The 25,974-nt window shown below is 33.1% G+C and carries 22 protein-coding genes and 2 tRNA genes; 3 read left to right on the plus strand and 21 right to left on the minus strand.

Annotated features, from left to right (window positions below):
• Positions 1 to 53 precede the first annotated feature (53 nt).
• Positions 54 to 129, plus strand: a tRNA-Glu gene (locus DER71_RS00655).
• A gap of 4 nt (positions 130 to 133) precedes the next feature.
• Positions 134 to 218: transfer RNA gene (locus DER71_RS00660), tRNA-Tyr, on the plus strand.
• Between the two features lie 68 nt (positions 219 to 286).
• On the opposite strand, the gene DER71_RS00665 is transcribed toward DER71_RS00660, so the two are convergent.
• From DER71_RS00665 to DER71_RS00725, 13 genes are all read right to left on the minus strand, one after another.
• Positions 287 to 1,354, minus strand: a complete 1,068-nt coding sequence (locus DER71_RS00665) for a helix-turn-helix domain-containing protein (protein WP_114474187.1) — start codon at positions 1,352 to 1,354, stop codon at positions 287 to 289.
• A 22-nt stretch (positions 1,355 to 1,376) separates the two neighbouring features.
• A complete protein-coding gene (locus DER71_RS00670) occupies positions 1,377 to 2,156 on the minus strand; it encodes a DUF3388 domain-containing protein (RefSeq protein ID WP_114456961.1) in 780 nt (259 codons plus the stop codon).
• 194 nt (positions 2,157 to 2,350) lie between these two features.
• Positions 2,351 to 3,277: an ABC transporter permease gene (locus DER71_RS00675; RefSeq protein WP_114456962.1), complete on the minus strand. Its 927-nt coding sequence runs from the start codon at positions 3,275 to 3,277 to the stop codon at positions 2,351 to 2,353.
• On the minus strand, positions 3,267 to 4,367 hold the full coding sequence (locus DER71_RS00680) for an ABC transporter permease (protein ID WP_233487350.1): 1,101 nt from the start codon (positions 4,365 to 4,367) through the stop codon (positions 3,267 to 3,269). The genes DER71_RS00675 and DER71_RS00680 overlap by 11 nt, the downstream gene beginning before the upstream one ends.
• The gene (locus DER71_RS00685; RefSeq protein ID WP_114457028.1) at positions 4,357 to 5,880 is read right to left on the minus strand and encodes an ABC transporter ATP-binding protein; all 1,524 of its coding nucleotides are present in this window, start codon (positions 5,878 to 5,880) and stop codon (positions 4,357 to 4,359) included. Before DER71_RS00685 ends, DER71_RS00680 begins: the two co-directional genes overlap by 11 nt.
• 53 nt (positions 5,881 to 5,933) lie before the next feature.
• Positions 5,934 to 8,189: a DNA translocase FtsK gene (locus DER71_RS00690; protein WP_114474188.1), complete on the minus strand. Its 2,256-nt coding sequence runs from the start codon at positions 8,187 to 8,189 to the stop codon at positions 5,934 to 5,936.
• 36 nt (positions 8,190 to 8,225) lie between these two features.
• The gene (locus tag DER71_RS00695) at positions 8,226 to 9,008 is read right to left on the minus strand and encodes an undecaprenyl-diphosphate phosphatase (RefSeq protein ID WP_114456964.1); all 783 of its coding nucleotides are present in this window, start codon (positions 9,006 to 9,008) and stop codon (positions 8,226 to 8,228) included.
• Positions 9,009 to 9,123: 115 nt separating this feature from the next.
• Positions 9,124 to 10,800 (minus strand): ribonuclease J, encoded by a 1,677-nt coding sequence (locus tag DER71_RS00700; RefSeq protein WP_114456965.1) that lies wholly within the window; start codon positions 10,798 to 10,800, stop codon positions 9,124 to 9,126.
• A gap of 179 nt (positions 10,801 to 10,979) precedes the next feature.
• Positions 10,980 to 11,996 (minus strand): aspartate-semialdehyde dehydrogenase, encoded by a 1,017-nt coding sequence (locus DER71_RS00705; protein ID WP_114456966.1) that lies wholly within the window; start codon positions 11,994 to 11,996, stop codon positions 10,980 to 10,982.
• A gap of 1 nt (position 11,997) precedes the next feature.
• Positions 11,998 to 12,987, minus strand: a complete 990-nt coding sequence (locus DER71_RS00710) for a DMT family transporter (RefSeq protein ID WP_114456967.1) — start codon at positions 12,985 to 12,987, stop codon at positions 11,998 to 12,000.
• The gene (locus tag DER71_RS00715; protein ID WP_114457029.1) at positions 12,942 to 14,081 is read right to left on the minus strand and encodes a class I SAM-dependent RNA methyltransferase; all 1,140 of its coding nucleotides are present in this window, start codon (positions 14,079 to 14,081) and stop codon (positions 12,942 to 12,944) included. Before DER71_RS00715 ends, DER71_RS00710 begins: the two co-directional genes overlap by 46 nt.
• 3 nt (positions 14,082 to 14,084) lie before the next feature.
• Positions 14,085 to 14,690 carry a bifunctional nicotinamidase/pyrazinamidase gene (pncA, locus tag DER71_RS00720; RefSeq protein ID WP_114456968.1) on the minus strand — a complete coding sequence of 202 codons (606 nt, stop codon included), beginning with the start codon at positions 14,688 to 14,690 and terminating at the stop codon, positions 14,085 to 14,087.
• A 49-nt stretch (positions 14,691 to 14,739) separates the two neighbouring features.
• Positions 14,740 to 15,021, minus strand: coding sequence for an acylphosphatase (locus tag DER71_RS00725; protein ID WP_114456969.1), 282 nt, complete (start codon positions 15,019 to 15,021; stop codon positions 14,740 to 14,742).
• Between the two features lie 190 nt (positions 15,022 to 15,211).
• Here DER71_RS00725 and DER71_RS00730 point away from each other — a divergent pair, with 190 nt between their 5' ends.
• On the plus strand, positions 15,212 to 15,562 hold the full coding sequence (locus DER71_RS00730) for a YlbF family regulator (protein ID WP_114456970.1): 351 nt from the start codon (positions 15,212 to 15,214) through the stop codon (positions 15,560 to 15,562).
• 38 nt (positions 15,563 to 15,600) lie between these two features.
• On the opposite strand, the gene DER71_RS00735 is transcribed toward DER71_RS00730, so the two are convergent.
• From DER71_RS00735 to DER71_RS00770, 8 genes are all read right to left on the minus strand, one after another.
• A complete protein-coding gene (locus tag DER71_RS00735) occupies positions 15,601 to 16,830 on the minus strand; it encodes an NAD(P)/FAD-dependent oxidoreductase (RefSeq protein WP_114456971.1) in 1,230 nt (409 codons plus the stop codon).
• A gap of 48 nt (positions 16,831 to 16,878) precedes the next feature.
• Positions 16,879 to 17,688 carry a M55 family metallopeptidase gene (locus tag DER71_RS00740; RefSeq protein ID WP_114456972.1) on the minus strand — a complete coding sequence of 270 codons (810 nt, stop codon included), beginning with the start codon at positions 17,686 to 17,688 and terminating at the stop codon, positions 16,879 to 16,881.
• A gap of 4 nt (positions 17,689 to 17,692) precedes the next feature.
• A complete protein-coding gene (locus DER71_RS00745; RefSeq protein WP_233486928.1) occupies positions 17,693 to 18,898 on the minus strand; it encodes a MalY/PatB family protein in 1,206 nt (401 codons plus the stop codon).
• Between the two features lie 31 nt (positions 18,899 to 18,929).
• Positions 18,930 to 20,219 (minus strand): M18 family aminopeptidase, encoded by a 1,290-nt coding sequence (locus DER71_RS00750; RefSeq protein ID WP_114456974.1) that lies wholly within the window; start codon positions 20,217 to 20,219, stop codon positions 18,930 to 18,932.
• A 56-nt stretch (positions 20,220 to 20,275) separates the two neighbouring features.
• Positions 20,276 to 21,670, minus strand: a complete 1,395-nt coding sequence (gene pepV / locus DER71_RS00755; protein WP_114456975.1) for a dipeptidase PepV — start codon at positions 21,668 to 21,670, stop codon at positions 20,276 to 20,278.
• 129 nt (positions 21,671 to 21,799) lie between these two features.
• Positions 21,800 to 23,596: an oligoendopeptidase F gene (pepF, locus tag DER71_RS00760; protein ID WP_114474189.1), complete on the minus strand. Its 1,797-nt coding sequence runs from the start codon at positions 23,594 to 23,596 to the stop codon at positions 21,800 to 21,802.
• Complete coding sequence (locus DER71_RS00765) at positions 23,589 to 24,128, minus strand: methylated-DNA--[protein]-cysteine S-methyltransferase (protein WP_233486929.1); 540 nt, start codon at positions 24,126 to 24,128, stop codon at positions 23,589 to 23,591. Before DER71_RS00765 ends, pepF begins: the two co-directional genes overlap by 8 nt.
• Positions 24,112 to 25,959, minus strand: a complete 1,848-nt coding sequence (locus tag DER71_RS00770; protein ID WP_114456977.1) for an FAD-dependent oxidoreductase — start codon at positions 25,957 to 25,959, stop codon at positions 24,112 to 24,114. The genes DER71_RS00765 and DER71_RS00770 overlap by 17 nt, the downstream gene beginning before the upstream one ends.
• Positions 25,960 to 25,974 lie beyond the last annotated feature (15 nt).

A 25,974-nucleotide genomic window follows, 5' to 3' on the forward strand; every position in this document is an offset into this window, starting at 1 on the left:
ACGAATTTATTTATTTAATATATACTAATTCATGTGCTTACGAAAAAAAGATTGCCCTCATCGTCTAGGGGTCCAGGACACCAGGTTTTCATCCTGGCGGCAGGGGTTCGAATCCCCTTGAGGGTGCCAATATGGAGGGGTGCCCGAGTGGTTAAAGGGAGCAGACTGTAAATCTGCCGGCGATGCCTACAAAGGTTCAAATCCTTTCCCCTCCACCATTTCAAACAAAAAGAACACCTTTAAAAATGTGGTCTTTTTTTTAATGAACAATTTTAATGAACAATATTTAATCACGAAGATTATCAACTGTTATTTCTCCATCTTTTATTTTTATTTCAGCTTCAGCAATTTCACCACTACCGCCCCAGGGACCGTAGTCTGTTCCTTCAACTTCAGCTGTTACAGCTGCACCATTACCAATTTTTATATATAGATTATCATTAGGAAAAAATTTTCTTTTATCTCCTTCTTTTAACAGACCTCTAAAAATATTTTCTCCATCAACATCTACCCTAACCCATGCTAAATCTGATGCTTTAATTATAACTGGAAGTTCTAATGTTTTATCTGTTATTTCTGAATCAGTAGTTTGCTGTTCTTCTAAATTAAGCTGGTTTGTGTTATCAGTACTGCTGACAGCGGTTTCTTCATTTACGGCAGTCTCTTCAGTTTTTGAAACTGTTTTTTGATCTGTAAGCAGTGTTTCATTTTCACTATTTTCTACACTATCTTCAGTATTTGTACTATTTTTACCATCGGGATCCGTACTTTCTTCACTTTCTTCCGGTATTTTCTGTGGATCAACTATATTTAGCTCATTTAAGCTGCTCTCTTCAGCAGCTGAGGGAGAAATGGTTTCTTCTTCCGATATGTTATTAGTACTGTCATTTGATTCAGAAACAGTATACTGACTGCTGTTTGACATATTATTAACAACATTATTAATACTATCCGAAAGAAAAAAATACTGATATATAAAAAAGGCGGTAGCTGCCGCAAAAAGTGAAATAAATATTATGATTATAATTTTTAAAAATTTTGATTTTTTCTTGTTGTGGAAGGGCTGATATTTAAATTTTCCATCTGGTAGAAGATCTTTGTTGAACGATGTATCAGCTTCACTGTTTTCCTTTAAAATTTCGTATTCTTCTATTAAAGAACTGTAGTCAAGACCTACCTGTCTTGCATAGCCTTTTATGAAAACCTTTACATAAACATTTCCAGGTATAATATCGAAATTATTATTTTCTATTGCTTCAAGATATTTTTTGCGGATCTTGGTCTGCTCCTTAATATCATCTAGAGTAAGGCCTTTTTCCATTCTAGCTTCTTTTAATAATGTCCCAAGCTCCAATTTTTAGCCTCCTTCAAAATTATTAACCTATGTCAAAACTTGAATAATTGTGCAGATATCTGTTTTTGTCATTACTGCTGTGATCTGGATTAATAATTTCAATTAAAAAATCAAAATCCAACCAGGTATATTTGCTTTCTCTTACCAGAACATCCGGATGTTCTATAATAAGTAAAAGTTTTTTTTCCAGAATATTTTTTATAAATTTAATATGTTCTGCACGTGAGCGGTGAAAAGTTGTAAGAGCATCGATAATAAAAACAAAATTTTTATTAAGATAATCATCTGAGATTCTTGTTCGTGTTATTTTTCTTAAAAGAGTTGTAGATAAAAGCTGCCAGTATTTATTTGCGTGAACTGAAGCACTTATTGCTGTTTCTGTTTTTCCTACTCTTGGTTCACCTATTAAACCAATAAAACAGGAGTCTTTAGTTTTTAAATGAGCACTTAAAAAATCAATTAAAAGGTCGAGGTCTGTTTTTTGAAAACGGTAATAATTTTTGTTTTCATAAATATCTGTTTTTCTGGAAATGATTTTTTTGCCGTGTTTCATTGCCAAAAAATCATTGAGAGATGGTTTTCGAATTGAACATAAATCTATATTTTTTACGGTTTTTAGAGAATTCATTATTATATTTTTTTGTTTTTCATTTTTAATTTCAATCAAAAATCCTCTTAGATTACCTTCTATACTGGCAATTTTCAGTATATTAATATCCATTAATCCCAGCAGTGAAGCAACATCTCCCAGTAATCCAGTTCTGTTTTTTATAATCTTATATTCTAAAAAATATACTGACATAGAGACTCCTCCATTATTAAATTCTATAAGAAAATACAAATACCTTTTTTAATAAAAAGTTTCCCCATTTTTTAGTTTTAGATGAATTTAAAAATCTTATTTATGACGAAACTTTTTTGTAACTATAAAAATAATTTTCGGGGAACTTTTTTTTGTTTAATATATTGAATTTAGTGTTTGGAAAATTAAAACCGCTATTCTTTTTCATATGATTCTCCATCTGCTGCAGGAGGATTGGCACTACCTATTACCCCTGCCAGGGCCAGTATTGTAAGAATATATGGAGCCATCAGTAAAAACTGCCTAGGAATAAATGATAATCCCATTGTTTGAGCCAGCATCTGTAATGCATCTGCAAATCCAAATAAAAGGGCAGCCAGCAGTGCTCCCTGAGGTGTCCACTTACCAAAAATCATTGCCGCTAGAGCAATAAATCCTCTACCTGATGTCATATTTTCTACAAAAAGATCAAGCAGTCCAATCGAAAGGCTTGCACCTGCCAGGCCGGCAAAAAGTCCACTCATAATTACAGCAATATACCTAATTTTGTAGACATTTATACCAACACTGTCTGCTGCAGCAGGATGTTCTCCTACAGATCTAACCCTGAGGCCAAATGGTGTTTTAAACAGCAGCCAGTAAGAAAATACAACCAGAATTAAAGATATATATACAAATGGTGTATGTTTGCCCAGAATATCTCCTAAAATGGGGATATCATTAATTATCGGCAGAGTCCAGTCTTTAACTTTAGTAACACTTGGAGATTGGCCCGCACTTTCGAACATAACCCTCAGCATAAAGCTTGTAACTCCTGCTGCAAAAATATTGATAGCTGTACCGCTAACAACCTGATTAGCTTTTAAATGTATAGAAACAAAGGCGTGTACTGCTGCTACAAGACCACCAAAAAATACAGCGGCCAATACCCCAATCCATGGGTTTCCAGTTAGATAAGAGCCTACCATAGCCATAAATGCACTTATGAGCATAATACCTTCCAGGGCAATATTTATAACACCTGACCGTTCGGAAAAAACTCCTCCCAGAGCTGCTAGTATAAGTGGAGCTGCCATTCTTAAACTTGTATTCAATAAAGAAATAATATTATTAATTAACATCTGGAGTCTCCTTTCTGTATTTTTTAATTCTATTAGAAAGAAGTGTAAATAAATATTCTGCAGCTACAAAGAGTATAATAATTGCCTGTATTATTTCAATTACTTCTTTTGGAACTCCTGCAATACTCTGCATCAGCATTGACCCCCGCTGCAGTATACCAAAGAGAAATGCTCCCAGGACCACACCAGCAGGATGATTTTTACCCAGCAGTGCAACTGCTATACCTGTAAAACCATAACCAATAAATCCAAAAGGCTGGTAGGCTCTAAATTCCAAACCAAGTGACTGGGTTACACCTGCCAGACCGGCAAGACATCCACTTATAAACATAGCCAGTATCATGTTTCTGGCAGCTTTAATTCCTCCATACTCAGCTGCATTAGGATTTAATCCAACAGCTCTAATTTCGTAACCTAAAGTTGTTCTCCACAAAATATAATAAACTATATAAGCAGCAACAAGAGCCACAATAAAACCTGCATTTAATCTTCCAAAAGGAAGCAGACGCATTAGTTTGGCTGTATCAGCTATTTTAGGAGTAGCCGGCATAAATCCACTTGCTTTTAGTGGACCACCGGTTAAATAAGAGACAAGATATAAAGCTATATAGTTCATCATAATAGTTGTTATAACTTCATGTACGCCCAGCTTTGCTTTAAGTAAACCTGCAAATCCTCCCCACAGTCCTGCTGCTACCATTCCACCAAGTAGAGCCAGAGGAAGATGTATAAATAAAGGCAGCTGAAAGAAAAAGCCCAACCAGGTAGATGCGATATATCCGATTAAAAACTGACCATCACCACCAATATTAAAAAGTCCTGTGCGGAAGGCAAATGCTACCGCAAGGCCTGTAAAAATTAGTGGTGTAGTATTAACAAGTGTTTCTGCAAATCCGTTTAAACTGCCAAACGCACTGTTAAAAAGAACAATATAAGCCTGGACAGGGTCTCTTCCAATTGCAAGCATAAATATAGCACCGACTAAAAGGCCTGTAATAACAGCCAGTACAGGAATAATCATACTGGCCAACCATTTATAATAGCGGTTTTCTTCTTTTTTTTCTGCCACTATTTTATCATTATCGGCCATCTGTATCATCTCCCTTAGCTTTATCATTTTCTGCTCCGGCCATCATTAGACCAAGTTTTTCTTCTGTGGCTTCTTCTTGCTCAAGGATATCAACAATTTCACCTTCATATATAACTGCAATTCTATCACAAAGTGAAAGAATTTCATCAAGTTCCAGAGATATAAGAAGAACTGCCTTTCCTGCATCTCTCTGTTCTATTAATTTGCTGTGGATAAATTCTATTGCACCTACATCAACACCTCTTGTTGGCTGTGCAGCCAGTAGAAGATCAGGATCTCTGGCAAATTCTCTTGCCAGAATAACTTTCTGCTGATTTCCTCCAGAAAGAGATTTTGCCATTACATTTTCACTAGGAGTCCTAATATCAAAATCTTTAATTAATTTTCGGGCAGATGCCTTAATTTTATTGTAATTCATTTTTCCATTTTTTGCATAAGGGAATTTGTAATGATTACCAAGTATTAAATTTTCAAAAATAGTAAACTCCAGTACAAGTCCTCTTTTCTGACGGTCTTCAGGAATATGCCCCACACCATTTTCAATAATATCTCTAGTACTAAAACTGGAAATATTTTTTCCTTTTAATTTTACAGCACCTTTTTCTAGTTTTCTTAAACCTGTTAAAACTTCAGTGAGCTCACTCTGACCGTTTCCTTCAACACCAGCTATCCCCAGAATTTCCCCTTTATGTACATTAAAAGAACACCCATTTAAAGCAGTAAGACCTCTATTGTTTTTGGCATACAGATCAGCAGCCTCAAGAATGACTTCCCCCGGTTCTGCTTTATCTTTATCAACTTCTAAAATTACTTCTCTTCCAACCATCATTTTCGCAAGTTCATTAGTAGTAGTATCTTTAGTATAGACAGTATCTATTAATTTTCCGTTTCTAATTACTGTAACTCTATCAGCAATAGCTTTAACTTCTTTAAGCTTATGGGTAATAAAAATTATAGATTTTCCTTCATCTGTTAGGCTCTTCATTATATCTATTAGTTCATCTACCTCCTGGGGTGTTAAAACTGCTGTTGGTTCATCTAGTATTAGTATATTTGCTCCCCTGTAGAGGGCCTTCAAAATTTCAACTCTCTGCTGCATTCCAACCGAGATATCCTGTACAGCTGACTGAGAATCGACATTTAATCCGTACTGTTTTGAAAGAGAATTAACTTCTTCAACAGTTTTTTTTCGATCTATCATAAAATTTTTTGTAGGTTCACTACCCAGTACAATATTTTCAGCGACTGTAAATGGAGGTACAAGCATAAAATGTTGATGAACCATACCAATTCCATATTTAATTGCAATATTGGGTGAACTTATCTCCACTTTTTTGCCGTTAATAAATATCTGACCTTCATCATGCTGATAAAGTCCATAAAGACATTTCATTAATGTTGATTTTCCTGCACCATTTTCCCCGAGTAAAGCATGAATTTCTCCTTTTTTTAACTGAAAATTAATTTTATCATTTGCTGTGACACCCGGAAATCTTTTTGTGATATTTATCATTTCAACTGCAAAATTAGCATCTTCATGCACTAAAATCCCCCCTCAAAATTGAATTAGATATTGTTAAAATTATCTTCTATTATTTGATCCAGATCATCTTCCTCTATTAGTACTTCACGTGGTTTACTGCCAGCATAAGGGCCGACAATACCGTCTTCTTCCATTTGATCTATTAATCTAGCTGCCCTGGAATGACCGATATGTAATCTCCTCTGAAGCATGGAAATAGAAGCTCTATATTTTACCACTAATTTAACCGCTTCTTCATATAATGCATCCTGTTCATCATCTAAAGAAAGTTCAACATCCTTTATATCTTCAGTTTCTATTTTATAATCTGCTGAAGCCTGATTTTTTACAAAATTAGTGATTTTATTGATTTCTTCATTTGTTAAAAAAGCCCCCTGTATGCGGAGCGGTTTCTGTATTCCTACAGGGGCAAAAAGCATATCACCTTTACCCAGCAGTTTTTCTGCTCCCCCCATGTCCAGAATAGTTCGAGAATCAGTTTGAGAAGATACTGCAAAAGAAATTCTGCTCGGTATATTAGCTTTTATTAATCCAGTAATTACATCAACTGAAGGCCTCTGAGTTGCAATAATCAAATGAATGCCGGCCGCTCTGGACATTTGGGCAAGCCGACAGATATTGTCTTCTACCTCACCGGGTGCAGCCATCATTAAGTCAGACAGTTCATCTATAATGACAACAATATAAGGGAGTTTTTCTTCTTCAATTTCACACTGTTTATTATATGATTCTATACCCCGACTGCCTGTTTCAGAAAACAGCTCATAGCGGCTTTCCATTTCATCGACCACCAGTTTTAGAACATTTGCTGCTTTTTTCGGATCGGTTACCACTGGTGTCAGCAGATGGGGCAGCCCTCTATATGTATTTAATTCTACTTTTTTAGGATCAACCAGCAGCAGCTTAACTTCATCAGGATGCGATCTGTACAAAATACTGCTTATCATTGTATTGATACATACACTTTTTCCTGAACCCGTAGCACCAGCTACCAGCAGATGAGGCATTTTACTTAGATCAAAAACTATTGTTTCCCCATCTATACCCTTACCCAGAGCTAAAGTTAGCTGTGCATCTGCATTTTGAAATTCATTAGAAGCAATTACATCTCTAAAAGATACATTTACATTTTTACCGTGGGGTACCTCTATTCCAACAGCAGCTTTACCAGGAATAGGTGCTTCAATACGTACATCACGAGCCGCTAAAGCAAGAGCTATATCATCTGATAGATTTACGATTTTGCTTACTTTGACTCCTGTAGCAGGCTGTATTTCGTATCTTGTAATTGTTGGACCGTGATTTACATTAATTACTTTTGCATTAACTCCAAAGCTTGCCAGAGTTTCTTCTAAAAGTTTGCTTTTATTTTCAAGTTTAATTTTTTTCTTGCCACTGCTGTTTAATAGTGAAATCCCCGGAAAATTATAATTTCCTCTTTTTTCTCCCTTTTCTTTAATGTTTTTAGACTGATCTTTTGTCAAATCAAAGTCTTCAATCAGTTTCTTTTTTGATAATGTTTTTTTAGGCTTAATTTTATTTTCTTCTTCCATTACATCAGAATTGTTATAAGATTCCAAACTACTTTCAGAAGTATCTTCTGTAATATCTAAACTATCTCTGTTAATTTGATTTTTTTGTCTGTTATCTTCCTTTTTCTTCCTACTTTGAGATATATTTTTAATTTTATTCATTGTATTATAATAAAATATTTTTAAACTGTCGGCTTCATTTAAAAATTTATTTTTTATTTTTGCAGATAATTCTAATGGAAATAAAAATGCTTTTTTAATTTTTGCAAATAAGCTGTCCAAAAATATATCAAACCAGAGAAATATACCTGTAAAAAGAACTATTGAAAGAACTGTATATGCTGCTGTTTTCCCAAATAATTTAAATAAAAACCAGCTTACAGATTGACCAATAATACCACCACTGCTGTCAGCAGCTTGTTCGATATTATTAAAATTTCTGTCAGTTAAATTTATTATACTAATTACAGCTATTATAGTTATAAAAAAACCGGCAGAACGGAGAGAAAATTTAATTTTTTCCGATTTAATAAATTTAATTCCAAGATATACAAAAATAATGGGAACTGTATAGGCTCCATAGCCGAGCAAATAGTAATATAATCTGGAAATAAAACTTCCGAGCATTCCTGCTGAAGAGCTTAATAGAGAAATTCCGCTGATTATACCCAGGGTAATAAAAAAAATGCCCAGAATCTCGTTTTTTCTTTTTTCTATATGATTTTTGTTGTTGGTGTTTCGGCTCACCCTGAGTCCTCCCTTCTATCAATAATAATTCTTTAATTACTTTAATAATCCTGCAGATATAATTACAAATATACCTATTATCCAGCAGTAATAACTAAAATAGACCAATTTTCCTTCTTTTAAAATTTTTAATAAAAATTTTATGGCAAAAAAGCCTGATAATGCAGCAGAAATAATACCTGCCAAAATTGGGATAACATTTAAGCTGCCCAGTCCAGCTGTAGGAATATCCTTAAGCTGTAAAATTCCTGCACCGGCAATGACAGGTATAGAAATAAGAAATGAAAATCTGGCTGCAGATGTTCTGTTTAATCCCTGTAGAAGTGAAGCAGCAATTGTAGAACCAGAACGAGAAATTCCAGGAATTATTGCACCTGATTGAGCCAGTCCAACAATAACAGGCTGCCAGAATTTAAGATTTTCTATCTCTTTATCACCACTACTGTATTTTTCAGTAATATATAAAATAATTCCAGTAATTATTAGCATAAATCCTGTTACAATAGGATTGGAAAATAAGCTTTCAAAAAAATCTTCAAATAAAATGCCGATAATTCCTGTTGGTATTACTGCCAATAAAATAAAAATAGTTTCTCTGTGTCGATTTTTTTTTAATAATAATATTTCTTTTATTTCAGTCCAAAAAATAATAAAAATTGGTATGAGTGTACCTAAATGTAAAAAAACATTAAAAAGCATCTGCTTTTCTTTTATTTGAAAAAAATACTGAAATAATACAAGGTGACCTGAACTGCTGATAGGCAAAAATTCTGTTAATCCCTGTATTAATCCCAAAAAAACTGCCTGAAAAAATGACATTTATTCTCCAACTCCTCAAAATTTATTTACTTATCTATTATTCTATATTATGCAGTAAATATGTGCAAACATATAAAACCAGCTGTTTTTAAGCAGTTGGTTAAAATCAAAATAATTATACTTCCATTATTATTGGTAAAATCATTGGATTTCTCTTAATTTTCTTATATATATAATTATTTAATGAATTGCGGATAGTATTTTTAAGCACAGACCATTCTGTAATATTTTTTTCTTCACATTCTTTTAGAGAATCCTCAACACGCTGTGTTGCTGCTTCGATTAGTTCTTCAGATTCCCTAATATAAACAAATCCTCTTGTTATAATATCCGGTCCAGCAAGTATATTACCTTTTTTGTCGATTGTAACAACAACAATGATAATACCGTCCTCAGATAAAAGTCTTCTGTCTCTCAGTACAATATTTCCGACATCTCCAATACCAAGACCATCTATTAGAACATCCCCGGACTGAACACTGCACTCTTTACTGACCGAACTGTCAGTAAATTTAATTTTATCACCAATTTCTGCAATATAGATATTCTCTTTAGGTATACCATTTTTCTCAGCTAGGTCTGCATGTTTGTAAAGATGTCTAAATTCTCCATGTGTTGGCACAAAAAACTTTGGTTTAACAAGATTTAACATTAACTTAAGTTCTTCCTGACTGGCATGTCCGGAAACATGGACACCGGATACATTTTCATAAATAACATTTGCTCCGCGCTTAAATAATTTATTTATAGTTTCACCTACAAATTTTTCGTTGCCCGGTATTGCTGAAGCAGAGATCATAACTGTATCACCATCTTTAATATTTATATGGTAATGATCACCTCTTGCCATTCTAGTTAAAGCAGCCATAGGTTCTCCCTGACTCCCTGTTGTAAGCAGTGTAACTCTACTGTCAGGCAGATTTGAACATTCTCTAATATCTACAATCATGTCATCAGGAATCTGCAGATATCCAAGTCGACGGGCAATATCAACATTGTTTATCATACTTCTGCCGGTAAAGGCAATTTTTCTATCATATTTAAAAGCCGCATCTACAACCTGCTGTACACGGTGAATATTAGAAGCAAATGTTGCAACAATAATCCTTTCTCGCGCCCCTCTAAAAATTTCATCTACTGTTTTACCGACAACTCTTTCAGAAAGAGTATATCCTTCTCTTTCAACATTGGTGCTGTCAGAAAAGAGGGCCAGCACCCCCTGCTCACTATCACCAAGTTCTGCAAGTTTGTGATAATCAGCAACTTCACCATCTATAGGAGTCTGATCAAATTTAAAATCACTTGCATAGATAATTGGACCTAAAGGAGTATGAAGAGCCAGTGCACATGTATCAGCAATACTGTGATTTACCCGTACAAACTCTACAGTAAAACTGCCGACATTGATTTTTTTACCTGGATGCACAACTTTGAGCCTTCTATCCTTTAACAGCTGATGTTCTTTTAACTTCCCTTCCAGAAAACCGAGAGTTAATTTAGTTCCATAAACAGGGACATCCAGATCCTTAAGCAGATATGGGAGTCCTCCTATATGGTCTTCATGTCCATGTGTTAAAACAATTCCATTAACCCTGTCTTTATTATCCAGGACATAACTGAAATCAGGAATAACTAGATCAATCCCTAAAAGATCATTTTCCGGAAATTTAACACCTGAATCTACAATTAACATTTCATCCCCGATTTCAAGTACCATCATATTCTTTCCAATCTCTCCCACTCCACCGAGAGGAGTCATCGTAACTTCACTTATTTTATTTTTCTTACTCATTTATAAAACAAAACACCTCCAAAATATTTAAAAAACAAACATTTTCATCAAATTAAAACAACAACTACCATACTTAAAATAAAATATAATTAACGACAAAATAATACATATCCGTTCTCAAAGCGTTATTACTATTATACATTGATGATGATAAAAAAACAAGTGGCCAAATAGTTTTCTTAACTTATTAAATTATTTTCAATTAAGTATTCAGCAATCTGAACAGTATTTAAAGCAGCACCTTTGCGGAGATTATTAGCAGCTATCCAGAGATTAACAGAATTTTTTTGAGAATAATCTCTTCTAATACGTCCCACCAAAATTTTATCTGTTTTTTCAGTATCAGTCTGCAAAGGATAAAGTTCTTTTTCTGGATTATCTACTACTTTAATATTTTTAAAATTATTTAATTCATTTTTTAATTCCTCAAGATCAAATTCGCGTTTAAGTTCCACATTAACTGATTCAGCATGTCCGAATATTACAGGAGTTCTTACACAGGTTGCTGTAATGGACAGTTTGTTCTCATTTAAAATTTTTCTGGTTTCATTTACCATTTTTATCTCTTCTTTTGTATAATTATTTTCCAAAAAATCATCAATTTGAGGAATAGAATTAAACGCTATCTGATGGTTAAAATTTTCTTTTTTAATTTCTTCATTATTTAAAAATGATCTACTCTGAGAAAGCAGTTCATCTACTGCCTTTTTACCGGCTCCAGAAACAGCCTGGTATGTACTTATAACCAGTCTTTTAAGACCATATTTTTTTAATAGTGGCTGTAAAACAACTACCATCTGTATGGTAGAACAGTTTGGATTAGCAATTATTGACACCTTATCAGTAAGTATACTGCCGTTTACTTCAGGTACTACCAATGGAACATCTTTATTCATCCTAAAAGCACTGCTGTTATCAATAACTACACCACCATTTTTTGTAACTAGAGGTGCAATTTCTTCAGCAGCACTGCTGCCTGCACTAAAAAGTGCTATGTCGATATTTTTAAAAGAATTTTCCTCTACCTCTTCTACTATTATATCTTTCCCTAAAAATTCTAATTTTTTTCCTGCAGAGCGGCTGGAAGCAAATAAGCGGAGAGTATTTATCGGGAAATTTCTTTCTTTAAAAATTTTAAGCATTTCTCTGCCAACAAGTCCAGTGGCACCAACTACAGCTATATTATAATTTTTCAAATTATAATTCCTCCTTCTTTAATTTTACAGGTTTTGCAAAATAATTTGTTCCCCAAACTCCAAGTATAATCATAAAAGCACCAATACCCTGAAAGAAATAAAAACTTTCATCTCTAAAAAAAACACCGGCAATTATTGAGACAACTGTAGTTAAATTGGCAAATACAGCAGCCTGAGCTGCATTGATTCTCGAAAGAGTGTAATTCATCATAAAAAATGCAATTACTGATGAAAATATACCAAGATATATAACAGCACTTAGCACCTTTATATTGGTTAATGGAGTAAAATAATTGCTTAAAGAAAAATTTTTATTAACTAAAGATATAAGATTAAATAATATGGCTCCAAACCACATCATAATATAAGTAATTTCTACCGGACGAAAATGTAGTGATAATTTTCGCGAAAGGACATTGTATAAGGCACCTGCAGTAACAGCACCACATAATAAAGCCAGTCCTAAAAAATTACCTTCTATTTTACTGCTGCCTCTGTTTAATACTATAAATAACACACCGGCCACAGATAGTATGACAAATAATATCTGCTTGAAAGTGGGTTTTTCATCTAAAAAAATGGCACCTATTATAGTTACAATAACAGGAATTAGTGCGATCATCATTCCGGCTTCTGAAGAAGTAGTATACATTATTCCACTTGTTTCAAATATAAAATAAAGGCCGGGCTGAAACAGTGCCAGAACTAACAGCATTTTAATATTTTTTCCTTTAAAGCTGATATCAATAAATCCAGCTATTTTTAAAATAGTCAGGGAAACTGCTGCAAGTGCAAAACGAAAACCAAGCAGGTGAAAAGGAGATATTATCTCCAGTCCCTCCTTGGTGAACAAAAACGAAAATCCGAATATTATGCTGAAAATAGAGCCTGAAATATAAGGTAAATATGATTTTATATTTTTAAACAAAATTAAGCTCCTTTCAACTAATTTCTCGGCGGCCAGGGGCCGTAATATTGATAATACTGACATTCTATACCACCATTGTATAGTTTGCGTCGTTTGCTGGCTTTTTTTCCGAAAATATCTTCAAAATTAGAGTGTGATGATAGAATATAATAGGACCAGGTTTCAAGAGGAAGAAGTTTTTCTCCCATCTGACGGTAAAGTTCTTCTACCTCTTTACGTTCTGACAGCCTTTCCCCATAAGGTGGATTACAGATAATATAGCCGTACTTTCGACCTGTAGAAAAGTCTTTAAAATCTTTTTCCTGAAAGTGAATCAGATCAGATACTCCAGCATTCTCAGCATTATAACGCGCTGCACTTACAGAATCCGGGTCACTATCATATCCCATTATTAATCTAGCATCTGCAGAATGGTTTATTTTTTCTTCAGCCTCTTTTCTTACTTTCCCCCAGAGTCCATTTTCAAAGATGGACCACTTTTCTGCTGCAAAATCCCTATTTAAACCTGGTGCAATGTTTTTTGCCATCATGGCAGCTTCTATAGGTATGGTACCTGATCCAGCAAAAGGATCAATCAGTATGCGATCTCTGTCCCATCTGCTTAGATAAATCATACCTGCTGCAATAGTTTCCTGCAGGGGAGCTGCTACAGAAGCTTTTCTGTAGCCTCTTTTGTGGAGTCCTGTTCCAGAAGTGTCAATTGTAAGTACTGCTTTATCTTTATAAAGTGCCACTTCTATTGGAAATTCTGCTCCATCTTCTTCAAACCAGCTGATATTATATTTTTCTTTCATACTGTCTACGACAGCTTTTTTGGTGACAGACTGACAGGCAGGTACACTGTCAAGTTTTGAATCAATAGATTTTCCACTGACAGGAAATTCAGCGTTTTTAGGAAGCCACTCACTCCAGGGAAGATTTTTTACTCCTTCATAAAGCTGATCAAAGTTCTCCGCTTTAAATTCTCCCATTTTAATTAATACTCTTTCTGCTGTTCTCAACCAGAGATTGGCTTCTGCTGCTGCCTTTAGATCTCCTTTAAAAGTTGTTCTACCGTTTTTTACTTCAGTAATTTCATATCCTAATTTTTTTATTTCTTTTTTTACAAGTGCTTCCATTCCAAAAGTACTTGTAGCTGTGATTAATATATCATCCAACAATTAAACCTCCCTCTTTAAATTAACACCATTTTCTTTTAAATCATCTGCATGCTGATTAAAATTTTTTTTATCTACAGCTTTTACAGCCGGTAGAAATATATTTGTTTTAAAATTATTATTTACTGCATCTAAAGCCGTATATTTTACACAGACATCAAATGCAAGGCCGCAGATATCTATTTCTTTAATATTTAATCCCTTTAACAGTCCATTTAAGCCCAGGTCTGTACCATCATTATCCTGAAATGCAGAATAACTGTCAACATCATTTTCGGTACCTTTACGCAGTATATAATCAAATTTATTGCTATCTATATCCGGGTGAAAATCAGCCCCATATGTGCCCTGAATACAGTGATCAGGCCATAGTACAGGACCAATTCCCTTTTCTTTTTCATAAGGTGTAAATGCTTCCATATTATGAGTGGAGGCAAAACTCCTGTGGCCGGCAGGATGCCAGTCCTGTGATGCTATAACAATATTATAACTATTATTAGATAGCAGTTTATTTACAGCAGGATTAATTTTAGATGCTTCAGAAACTGCAAGATTACCATTTTCATAAAAATCATTCTGAAGGTCAACAAGTAATAAGGCTTTACGCAAAGTTTTTCCCTCCCTTTTAATCTGTATCTTGATATTTAAGATTTTGTTTTTAAAATCTTATTTCAAACTGTTCAAATTCACCGAGATTTTCATCCTGAATTTCAATATGCTTAACATCTGCAAATGAAGGTCCTTCTTTAATAAAAGAAATCATCTGTTTTATTTTTTCTTTTTCTCCCTGAATTACTATTTCTACTCTGCCATCACGGAGGTTTTTAGCCCATCCTTTTATTTTAAGTCCGGCAGCCTGACTGCGCAAAAAGGCTCTAAAACCAACCCCCTGTACTCGTCCTGATACAAAAATGTGTTTCTGAACAATATTACTGCTCAATTAATACACCTCCATCAGCTTTTCTTTAATCTATTATAATCAAAAATTTATTATATATGCAAATAAGATTTTAAGATATTTTTAGCTCTATTATACTCTATTTTTTTATCGAATACTGCTAATTTGACATTGGCTTATGCAGATGTTAACATAAGTATTGGTTGATAAAACTAAAAAATGAGGTGAAATAATGGCAACAGTAATGAATCATGCCGAAAAACTGGCAGATGCAATTGTAGAATCAAAAGAATTTCAGGACCTGAAAGAAAAGGAATCTAACATGGTAGAAGATAGTGAGGCAAAAGAAATGTTAGATGAGTTAAATGCCAAATATCAGCAGGTACAGATGATGCAGCAGAATGGTAAGCAGATAACTCAGGATCAGCAGCAAGAATTAGCTGCAATGGAACAAAAAATGCAAAAAAACGAACTTATCTCTGATTTTAATGAAGCACAGAAACATTTTAATCAGTTGATGAATTCTGTAAATCAGGTTATTACTAACAAACTGCAGAATTATGACAAAGAAAATGCTGAATAACTCATGCTGAATATAAAGCCACAGCTTTTTAGCTGTGGCTATTCTTTTGCGTTTCTGCCTGCTTTATAGCCTGTTGAAAAGGCAATCTGCAGATTAAAGCCACCGGTTAAAGCTGCACAATCTATTATTTCTCCTGCAAAATAGAGATTTTTAATCAAATTTGATTCCATAGTCTGAGGATCGATTTCTGCAGTAGATACTCCTCCCCTTGTTATAATAGCTCTGGAAAAACTAAATTTGTCCGTTATTGTTAAATTAAAATTCTTTAGCAGATGAACAATTTTTTCTCTTTCCAATACAGTTATCTGGCTGCACTTTTTATCATATGGAATTTTTGATAATTCTACAAAAGTTGGTATCAGTTTCTGTGGTAGTAGAGCATCAAGACCGTCTTTAAATTTTTTGCTGCCATATTTTTTAAAGTCCCTAATCAGTCTTTTATTCAACTGTTCAGTAGTTAGAGCAGGTTTTAAATCTGCTGAAAATGTGTATTTTGGAGATTTGCTGAAATCAATATACATACTTGCTGACAGAACAATCGGGCCGGAAATTCCACCTTTTATAAATTCCATTTCCCCAAAATCTTCATATATTTTTTCTCCACTGTTGCCGTATACATAAACAGCAGTATTTTTTAATTTTAAACCTTTTAAATATTTTATCCACTTTTCTTGTGTGCGCAGCGGTACTAAGGCAGGTTTTGGAGTAATAATTGTATGGCCTAATTTCTCAGCAGACGCAAATCCGTTACCATCTGAACCTGTTAAAGGATAAGCAGCTCCACCAGCTGCGAGTATAATTTTATCTGCCTTTAAGTAACCTCTTTTTTTTAATTTAACTCCGGCAACTTTTTTGTTTTTTACAGTTATTTCTTCAGCAAAATCATTTATTACGGCAATATTGTTCTTTTTAAGTTCTTTTATTAATATATTTTGAACATCCCTGGCTCGATCAGAAGCTGGAAATATTCTGTTGCCTCGCTCTATTTTTAGTTCAAAACCAAGTTTGGAAAAAAAGGAAAATAAAGAATAAGCATCAAATTCAGCAAGAGAGCTGTATAAAAATCTGGCATTATCAACTATATTGTTTATATGTACATTAATATCCGAATAATTACTAATATTGCAGCGGCCTTTTCCTGTATAGAGAATTTTCTGAGCAGGTTTTTTATTTCTCTCTATTATTTTTACATCACTGTTATTAGAAACAGCCTGCAGTGCAGCCATAATACCTGCTGGTCCACCGCCGATAATAATTATCTTTTTCAAATTAATCCTCCTACAAAATTGCTGTTATTCAGCATATTTTTAAATTAGTCAGCTGTTTATATTAATAACTGCTCTAAATAGTTTAAAGACATCTATATAATCTTCATCTTTTATTCTAATTGTTCTCGTATCTAGTTTTTCAATACCAGGTATTACAGCTGCTCTCTCTGCAAATATTGATTTGCTGAATTCAACATCAAAATTAATTTCTCCTTTTTCCATAGTTGGTTTAAATTCATCTATTTGGGATATTGCTTTAGAAATTCCACTTTTTATTTTTTTAGCTACTGCGGAAAAGTCAGATACTATAGCACACTCTCTGCCCAAAGATTTTTTAACTATTATTCCAATATGATCATTTATTTCACTTTTTGCAGTTCTGATAGCAGATTGATCACCGGTCACAGCAATTACAGGCACAGAAAAATATCCTGCTATCCTGGCATTAATTCCTATTTCGCCCATCAATTTTCCATTGACTTTAATATTATGTATTTTACCTGTATAAGTATGATCTAAAATTGCTTCAGATGTTCCAGCTCGCGCGTGATAACCCACAAAAATTGCACCATCAAAGCTTTCATCTATACCTTCCATCATACTCAGTGATTTTTCATTACCAGTAATTAATTCAGCTGCAGAAGAAAGTTCACTGCGTTTGATGTTTTTCATATCACCATGTGAGTCATTGACCAGGATTTCATTAACCCCTTCAGCCTGCAGATATTCTATTACTTTATTAACTTCTTTAACCATTTTCCTGCAGGCAGCAGGATATTTTTTATTTTCTCTGTATGTCTCATCGCCAGAATTTATACTGGAAATACCCTCCATATCAGCAGATATATATATTTTCATAAAATCATCCCCTAATTTTTTTAACAGCCTTATTAATCCTATCCAGCCCTTTTTTTAAAATTGATCTTGGACAGGCTATATTCATTCTCATAAATCCGCTGCCGCTTTCTCCAAACCAAATGCCTGGGTTGAGTCCAACCTCAGCTTTATTATTGAAAAAGTCAATTAAATTTTCATTGTTTTCAAACCCCAAATCTCTGCAGTCAAGCCAGAGCAGATAAGTTCCTTCTGGATAGATCAATTTTATTTCTGGAATCTCTTTTTTTAAATAATCAGCTGTATAATCCAGATTTCCTTTTAAATAATGCTGCTGATTATTAAGCCAGTTATCCCCTTTATTATAGGCAGTTTTTAGTGCATCCAGGCCAAAAGGACTGTTTCCAGAAGAAAAACCGTGTTTAATATCAGTATATTTATCACGCAGCTTTTTATTAGTAATAATTGTATATGAAGTATGTAGTCCTGCAATATTAAAAGTTTTACTGGGAGCCATATAAGTAATAATTTTTTCTCTGTAATTTTCACCTATAAGTGCGGTAGGAAAGTGTTTGATACCTGGATATGTTAAATCACAGTGAATTTCATCTGATAATATATAAATGTTTTCTTTTTCTGCAATTTTTATTAATTTATTTATTTCGTTCTTATTCCAGACTCTTCCTACTGGATTATGTGGGCTACATAAAATGACCGCTTTGACAGTTTTATTATTATTTTTATAATCATCTATTATTTTCTGCAGATTATTAAAATTCATCTCATATTTCCCATTTTTGTAGATTAGGTTATTTTTTATCAGTTCACAGTGATTGTTATCTACTGCTTCAAAAAAGGGCCGGTATACAGGTGGCTGAATAATAACTCCGTCTGATGGATCTGTAATCATGTTTAGAGTAAAATTAAGTGCAGGCACAACCCCTGTATCAAATACAATCCACTCTTTTTTTATTTTCCAGTTATATTTTCTTTCTATCCAGTTTATAATACTTTCTTTTATTTTGTCATCTGCATAGCAGTAGCCAAAAACTCCGTGTTCAGCTCTGCTTTTCAATTTTTCAATAACCTCTGGAACGGTTTTCCAGTCAGAGTCAGCCACCCACATTGGTAAAATATCATCATTATTAAATATTGACTGGCAATTATCCCATTTGACCGATAAAGTATTTTTTCTTTCGACTATTTTATCAAATTTATCAAAAGAATTCTGCAAATATATCATCTCCCTAAATTATTCAAAAATATTAAATATCATAAAAGTTCTGCATAGTTTTAATTATATAGTAATGATCACTACTTCCACCCATTTCTCTAATAGAATGCATGGCCAGTAATGGGCTGCCTATATCTATGCTTTTTATGTTTACCTGAGTTGCTGCAAGTGGACCAATAGTTGAACCTCCTTTTTGATTAGATCTATTAGCAAATGTCTGAAATGGAATATTATTATTTTTCATAATATCTATTAAAACAGCAGCTGTTTCTGAATTGGTGGTATAATTCTGATTTGCATTATATTTTAATACAGATCCTCTATTTAAAAGTGGTTTATTTGTTTCATCATATTTTTTTTCAAAATTGGGATGAACAGCATGAGCCATATCTGCTGATATCAAAAAAGATTTTTCCATAATTTTGTAAAAATCATCACTTTTATTAAGGCTTTTCAGAATTCTATTTATTGTATCAAGCAAAAAAGGAGAATCTGCTCCCTGACGGGTTCTGCTGCCAATCTCTTCATTATCATATAAAATGAGCATTTTAGAACACGACTGATTTTTACTTTCCAGCAGTGCGGTAAGTCCTGCATGTACCATGGACAGATTATCCTGTCTGCCAGCAGAAATATACTGATCATCTGTTCCACAAAAACTTCCCTTCAGCCTGCTGTACAAAAATAATTCAAAATCCAGTATTTTATCTATTTTTTTATCAATTTTTTCTGCAATAATTTCTTTCAGATAATCAGGATTTTTTTTGCTTGCTAAATCAATTACTGCTCTTAAATCTTTCTGCTTATCTATTTTTATACCATTATTAATATCTCTATTCAGATGAATAGCAAGATTGGGAATTACAGCTATGTTTTTTTCTAAATCAATAAGAGAAACTTCTGCTTCAAAAGTAGATTTCCCCTTTGTTACAACTTTGCCTGCAGCTGATAATGGTCTGTCAAACCAGGTATTAAGTATTGGACCACCATAAATTTCTGTATTAAGAAGAATATAATTGTCACTGCTCTGATATATTGGTTCTGGTTTTAGTTTTAAAGATGGACTGTCAGTATGAGCGGAAATCATTCTAATCCCCTCTTCCAACTCATCTTTACCTATGGTAAAGGCTATTAAAGCTGATTTGTTCCTGCTCAAAAAATAACTTTTTCCCGGCAGTAGATCCCAGTCAGATTCTGGATTCAGCTCAAGAAATCCAGCAGCCTTAAGTTTTTCTTCAGTATTTGCAGCAGCATGATATGCAGTAGGTGATTGATTCAAAAAAGAAATTAATTTTTCTGCATATTCTTTTTTCAGGTTCATAATAATCCCTCCTCTGTTTTTAATAAACCTAAAAAAACATTGAATTTTAAAACCAACTATTTTGCACCAGCAATGTCAATTATTGACTTAGCATAAATTGCAGTACTTTTAATTAAATTATCAATGGAAATAAATTCGTCTTTTTGGTGGGCCAGCTCTTTTTCACCAGGAAATAGAGGTCCAAAGGCAACTCCTTTTTTCATTTTTCTAGCATATGTTCCTCCACCAATTGCAATAGGATCTCTATCATCACCTGTAAATTCTCGATAGGCATTCATTAAAGTTACAATAAATGGATCATCTTTTTCTACAAATAGAGGTTTTGCTTCACTATATTTTTTGACAATTAATTTTTTCGGGATACTTTCTTTAATATCATTAATAACTTTATCTCCATCTGAACTTACAGGATATCTAATATTTACATAAAATTTAACTTTATCAGTATCAAGATCAATAACTCCAACATTAAAAGTAAGATCACCGGAAACCTGATCATTATCAGCACAGCCGATTGACTTACCATCAGATTCTAATCCAATTTTTTTGTTGTAAAAATTGATAAATTCAGCAGCAGGGTTGTCATCATTTACTAAAACAGGCAGTAGTCTTAGTAATCTAGAAATAGCATTAACTCCTTCTTGAGGAGTACTTCCATGGGCTGAAACACCTTTATAGCTGGCAGTTAAAATAGAATTGTTTTCTTCTAAATTTAAAGCACCTTTATCATAATCAAGATCTGATAAAAGATTTTCAGCTGTTTTTTTATCAATACCTTCCAATTTTACTTCACAGAAGTCAGGTACCATATTTCTGGCACTACCACCTTTTATAGATAAAATACTGACACTGGAATTACTTTTTTTCAGGGGGTACGTAAATTCAAGATCAAGTATTCCTTTTTCAGCATATATAGCAGGAAAAGTTGCATCAGGACTAAAGGCAAGGTCAGGCATTTTTTCTTTTTTTAGATAATAATCAATTCCTTTCATTCCTGATTCTTCGTTTGTACCAAGTATAAGTCTTACTTTTTTATTTAATTTTATATCCAATTCATCTACAATCTTTAGTGCATATAATGCTGCCACAGCAGGTCCTTTATCATCTATTGTTCCGCGACCGTATATTTTCCCATCATGTATTTCAGCTGCATATGGCGGATATGTCCAGCCACTTCCTTCTGGAACTACATCCAGGTGGCAGAGGACTGCAAGTATATCTTCTCCTTCACCAATTTCTATATGTCCAGCATAATTATCTACATTTTTCACTTTAAATCCCAGCTCTTCTCCTTTTTTTAAAGCAGCTGTAAGAGCTTTGTGTACTTTCTTACCAAACGGCATATTATCAGCTGGTTCACCTTCAACACTTGGGATTTTAATCCATTCCTGAATAGTTGAAACAATATCTTCACGTAAATTTTCAGCTTTTTTTGTAATTATTTCTTTCATATTAATCACTCCTCTATAATTTTACGTTACGTCAAATCTAATAGTTTTTCTAAATCTTGCGAAAAATAATTTATAAGTCTATTTTGCAAAATGCCTGGCTGAATAATCACAGGCCAGGCACGACATGTTTTATATTAATTCCTTAAGCATTTTTAGATAGTGTTCAAATCGATTTACGGATTTTTTGATAGGATCAGGAACTGTCATATCGACTCCTGCTTTTTTTAAAATATTGAGCGGATAATCACTTCCACCTGCTTTTAAAAATTTTATATATTTTTCAGATGCATTTTTACCTTCATTAGATATCTTTTCTGCCAGCGCAGCTGCAGCTGAATATCCTGTAGCATATTTATAAACATAAAAGTTGTAGTAAAAATGAGGAATTCTGGCCCATTCTACATCGAGTTCTTTATCTGTGGTTAATACTTTTCCAAAATATTTTGTATTGAGGTTTTTATATAAATTTTTTAGACTCTGGGCAGTTAATGGTTCAGATGCTTCTACCATCTCATGGATAATTTTTTCAAATTCTGCAAACATTGTCTGCCTGTAAACAGTACCTCTATATCCTTCTAAAAAGTGATTTAAAAGGTACAGTTTTTCTTCTTTTTTATCGGTATTATCAAGCAGATAATCAACAAGAAGATTTTCGTTTAAAGTTGAAGCCACTTCTGCAACAAATATTTTATAATTTGAATATATATAAGGCTGATTTTTGTTGGAATAATAGGTGTGTACTGCATGTCCCATTTCATGAGCAAGTGTAAATAAATTGCTTATATCTTCAGTATAATTTAGCAAAATATAAGGGTGTACACCATAACAGCCACTTGAATATGCACCAGATCTTTTGCCTTCATTTTCATAAACATCAATCCATCTGCTGTTTAACCCATTTTTAACTATATTTAAATAATCTTTTCCCAGTGGTGAAATACTTTTTTTAAAAATTTCTTTTGCCTCTTCATATTTGTACTGTAAATTGACACTGGAAATAAGAGGTGTATAGGTATCATAAATATGAAGTTCATCCAGATTTAAAATTTCTTTTTTTAATGCCATATATTCATGTAGTGGGTCAAGATTTTTTTCTACTGTTTCCAGCAGATTATTATAAACTTTGACATCAATATTATCATTATCAAGTGATGCAGTTAAAGAATCACTATATTTCCGGGCCTTTGCATAAAAAATATCAGATTTCACAGATGAATTAAGTACCGCCGCAAAGGTGTTTTCCAGTTTTTCATATTCCTGGTGCATTGCCTTAAATGCATTTTTGCGGACATTTCTATCCTGTGTCTTTAAAAAATCAATATATCGACCGTGTGTAAGTCTTTTTTCTTCACCTTTTTCATCTTTAATAATTGGAAATTCCAGGTCTGCATTATTCAGCATACTAAAGATGCTTTCTGGAGCTTGAGTTAAATCACCTGTCAGTGCAATTATTTTTTCTTCTTCTTCAGAAAGGTAATGATCTTTTTGCCTTAAAATATTGTCAAAAAAATGCTGATATAGTTTTAGATCTTCTTCTTTATCTTGATAATTATTTAATTTTTTCTCTCCTAATTCCAGTATTTTGGGAACTAAAAAAGATACAAAGTTAGAAAATTGATTATAAAGCATCATGGCTCTGTTATTATAGTTTTGATATTTTTCTTTTTTAGTATTCTGATCATATTTCATATGTGCATATGTATAGAGTCTGGAAATTCTTTTTTCAATATTAAATATTGTTTCCAGACCATTTAAAAGATTTTTTTCATCAGATATAATGTTTGCTTTTATTTCTGTCGTATTTTTTATATCCTGCTGTAGTGTAGTAAATTCTTTTTCCCACTGTTCATCATTTTTATAAATATCTTTCAGATTCCATTTATATTTTTCCGATAATTCACTTCTTTTGGGTAGTTCTTTAGACAAGACAGTTCTTCCTTTCTAGTTTGATACTGTTTTTTAATTCATGTTTTAAAAGCCATTTTTTTCTCCATACACCGCTTGCATAACCGTGCAGGCTTCCATCAGCTCCAATCACTCTATGGCATGGTATTACAATAGCTATAGGATTTTTTTTATTGGCATTACCAACTGCCCGAGCAGCTTTTGGATGGCCTATAGAACTGGCCACTTCACTGTATGCAGCTGTTTTCCCATACGGTATTTTCATTAAATAACTCCATACTTTCATTTCAAATTCTGAACCATCTAAAATAAGTGGTAAATCAAAAATATGCCTTTTACCTGTAAAATATTCATTTAACTGATCAAAAATTAAATTATAATTACGGAGAAGTCTTTTATCCTGATAAAAGTTCGCCTTACAGTTGCTTTTTATTTCTTTAAGTTTTTCCTCAAAATCAATACCAACCAGCCCATAAATATTAAATTTTATTTTCAGCAGTCCTAATGGTGAAGGGTAATATGTAATGTAATTTGAATCAGTCAAAATATTCACCTCTGATATACTTTAGTCTTTCCGGAGTTTCAAACTGATTTATAAAATGACCTGCCAAAATTATTGCTTCCCGCCCTTGGAGCACAGAATTCTTTTTAAAAACATCTCTAATCTCTGCAGGAATAATGTTTAATTTGTCGGCAAGAGCAAAATAATCTTTTGGATTTATTTTCAGAACAGGTCTACTCATGGCGGCTAATAATAGTTTTAAGGCATTTTGAGATGTTAAATTTCTATTTTTACTCAAAGTTTCCAGACTTCCCGGAACCCATTCATATAATAATTCAGTTTCTTTTCTCTGCATCCCCTTAAGAATCATAGCAGTAAATGTTTTTTCATTAATTTTATCTTCTAATTTAAAATCATTACTATATCCTCCAATACTAATTCCCCAGGATAATAATTCGGTTAAATATGGGAGAACCTTTTCATCGCTGATAAGAGGTTTTTCTTGAGGATATTTTTTTAAATCAATATTTAAACTCTGTCTTATTTTTTCTAATATATTTTTGTCATATACAATATCAATTAGTTCCAAGTTATTTTTTACAGCTTCAGCAGCAGCGATACCAGCCGCCTGTCCTGTATTCATTCCTACAGGGATTACACGAGCACTTGATGCTGCCAGTGAACTATAGCCACTGCTTCTTCCAACTATCATTAAATTATTTATGTTGATAGATAATAATGACCTGAGTGGGACAGCATAATATTCTGGATTAAAAAGCACAAATCCAGGATATTGTTTACCAGAAGCCTGATAATCAAGTGGATAAGAAGCAATGGTAATTGTGTCTTTAAATATCCGCTGCATAAACTGATCTTTAACACTGAGCTGATACCTGGTCAAAAAATGACGACTTTCTCTTCTGTAAAGTTCTGATGGAAAATCAGCCAGAACAGCATTAGAAAACCCAGGCAAATTTTCATTTAAATATTTCAAAATATGGTCTGCTTCTCTGTGGGCTCCTATTTTAGCGTTTTCAACTGATTGAGGATCAAGTGGATTAACATTAAAAAGGAGTAAAGCATTAATATATGCTGTTTTTCTATTTTCAGTAAATACTATATTAAGACCTCTTAATTTCAGCATATCATCCACCGGCATATATTTTTTTCCAAAATCAGGAAAACCCCAGGCGTGATTTTCATTAATATAGGTATCAGAAAATTCTTTATTTTTAATACTTTTATATAATTTATGATAATTTATATTTTTAAATTTTAATATCTGAGTAGAAGCCATTACTCTATTTGGTATATTAATATCTTCCTGACCATAAAAGTAGGGGTTTCCTGCTTCTGCTGCCAGTTTTCCATCTTGAGAAGCATCAATAATTATATCTGCTTTTAGCGTTTTTCGTATACCATTTTTAATTATTACTATATTTTCAATTTTATTTTCTTTTACTGTAACTTTTTTTAATCTGGCATTATTTAAAATTTCAATATTGTTTTCATTATTGAGCAACCTCCAAAAAGCTTTTTCTGCTTTTAGAGGATCAAAAGAAATTTTTCCACCTATCATTTTGTGCCATTCATTAAAAAAACCTTTATTAATATTTTTACCATTTTTATTGTAGTTTAAGTCCAGAAAATTGAGCGCTCCATATGTCATTAAACCTCCAGGATTCTCTCTTTCCATAATAATTATTGTATTCATGCCGGCACGGGCAGATGCACATGCAGCAGCAACTCCTTCAGGTTCTCCCCCAAAAACAATGACATTTGACTTAATAGAGTGATTATCTGCGGAAACTGCTGCTGCTATTAAAAAAATAAATATAAAAACTGCTGTAATAATTAGATTGTAGTTTAATTTATTATTCATTACTTTGGACTTCTC

The organism is Halanaerobium sp. DL-01 (assembly GCF_003338615.1).
Taxonomy (GTDB): domain Bacteria; phylum Bacillota; class Halanaerobiia; order Halanaerobiales; family Halanaerobiaceae; genus QPJE01.